The sequence below is a fragment of the Spirillospora sp. NPDC049652 genome, from assembly GCF_040675125.1.
Lineage (GTDB): Bacteria > Actinomycetota > Actinomycetes > Streptosporangiales > Streptosporangiaceae > Spirillospora.
The window spans coordinates 1-1840 of record NZ_JBFAOF010001215.1; the positions used below are offsets into that span (position 1 = coordinate 1).

The 1840-nt window shown below is 77.6% G+C and carries 1 pseudogene; it reads right to left on the reverse strand.

The features are described from left to right. Positions 1-1840, reverse strand: a pseudogene (locus AB0J52_RS38690) (DUF3367 domain-containing protein); the annotation flags it as partial.

Here is a 1840-nt window from a genome sequence, read left to right on the forward strand (position 1 = left end):
CGCGGCGTGGCGGCGGGAGCCGCGGGCGGAGGCGTGCCGCCGCGTCCCGGACGCCGCACCGCGACCGGGACGAGCAGCGCCAGCAGGGCCAGGCCGCCGAACAGCGCGCCCCGGTAGGCGGTGTCGGGCGCGTAGGTGAGGGTGACCGTCCCGGTCGTCCCGGCGGGCACCTCGAAGCCCTGCCGCCAGCCGTCCAGGCGAACCGGCCGCAGCTTGGCCCCGTTCGCCGCCACCGCGTCCCAGCCCGTGTTGTAGTTCTCGTTCACCACCAGGACGGACTTGCGCGGCGCGTTCACCTCGATCCGCCGTTCGCCCGCGTTCCACGACCGGACGGTGACCGGGCTCGTCCGGCCGGGCCGCGCGGCGGCGAGCGCGCCGTCGGGGTCCACGGTCAGCGCGTCCACGCGGAACCGGCCGCCCGCGCTGACGCGGTTGTCACCGTCCGCGAGCCGGACGGCGCGGCACGCCTGGAACGCCACCGGTCGGCCGCTGAGCACGTCGTCCACCGTCCCGGAGATCCGTGTCTGGACGGCGCGTCCGTTCAGCTTGAGGTCGGGGCCGGTGCCGCAGGACGTCGTGAACGGCCGGTCCCCCTTCCCCGACGCGGACTTCCCCGACAAGGGCCGCACACCCGGCAATCCGGGGACTCCCGGAATCGCCACCTCGGACACCTGGACGGGCACCTGGGACGTCATGAACCGCAGCGTCACCCTGTCCGTCCGCATCGGCGCGAACCGCAGCCTCCCGGCCCCGTCGAGCAGGCCCTCGCGGACCGCGCCGTGCGAGCCGAGGACGGTCACCGTCATCGCGCCCTGCACGCCCGGCGGCCGGGTCACGGTCAGCTCGCTCACCTTCACCTTGCGGCCCCAGGCGAGCGTCAGCTTCGGCCGCTTGTCGTCGCCCGCCGCGATCCAGGTCGTCGCGGGATCGCCGTCCACCGCCGCCCGGGGCTGCGCCGGGGCCTCCCGCGTCCAGGTCGAGCTCGCCGCGACGCGGGGCCGCGCGCGGTCGCGGGTCAGCCGGTCGAGCAGGTCCGGGTCGGTGACGACGGCCCGGCCGGTGATCGCCGCAGCGCCGCCGCGTCCGGTGAACACGCGCCGCAGGGTCGGGCCGTCCTCGTCACCGCGCGCCAGGTCGGGCGAGCAGACCCAGCGGACCGAACCGCGCACGCACTCCGACCGAGGCGGCGTGACCCGGCCCATGACCTGCGGCGACGTGCCTCCGCCCGGCTGCTTCGGGACGGCCGGCAGGCGCAGGTACCGCTCGGCGGTGACGCCGGGGATCGACAGCTCCCGGACGCCGACCCGCGTGCCCTCGGGCGCGGTCCCGGCGACCGCGACGATCCGCAGCCGGACCCAGGACGTCGGGCCGGGCGGGGCCGCCAGCGTCTGCGCGCCCGCGACCGGCCGGACGTCCTGCTCCCGCCGTCCGCGCTCGGTCTCGACCGCGACCCGCGCGGGGGCCGGGCCGAGCACGTCGTTGCGGGTGAAGGTGACCTGGAGCGAGCCCGGGTCCAGCGGCGAGGGGAGGTCCACGCGGAGCCACTGCCCGGCCGGGCCGCGCGTGCCGCCGCTGATCCACTGGGTGCCGGGATCCTGGTCGAAGGCGGCGGAGGGCAGCGCGGACGGGTCCTCCAGGCCGACCGGGGTGTCCGGGTCGGCGGCCGAGGACGACGCGGTGACACCCTTGACGCCGTCGTACTCGGCGACCGTGCGCGCTCCGTCCCACGCCGGGTCGCCGGGGTCGGGGCCGAGTCCGCCGGTGGCGTCCGGCACCGTCCCGGCGGGCAGCGTCGGGCCGATCTGCGCGCGGATCTCCGACCGCGACCGGGTGCGCAGCC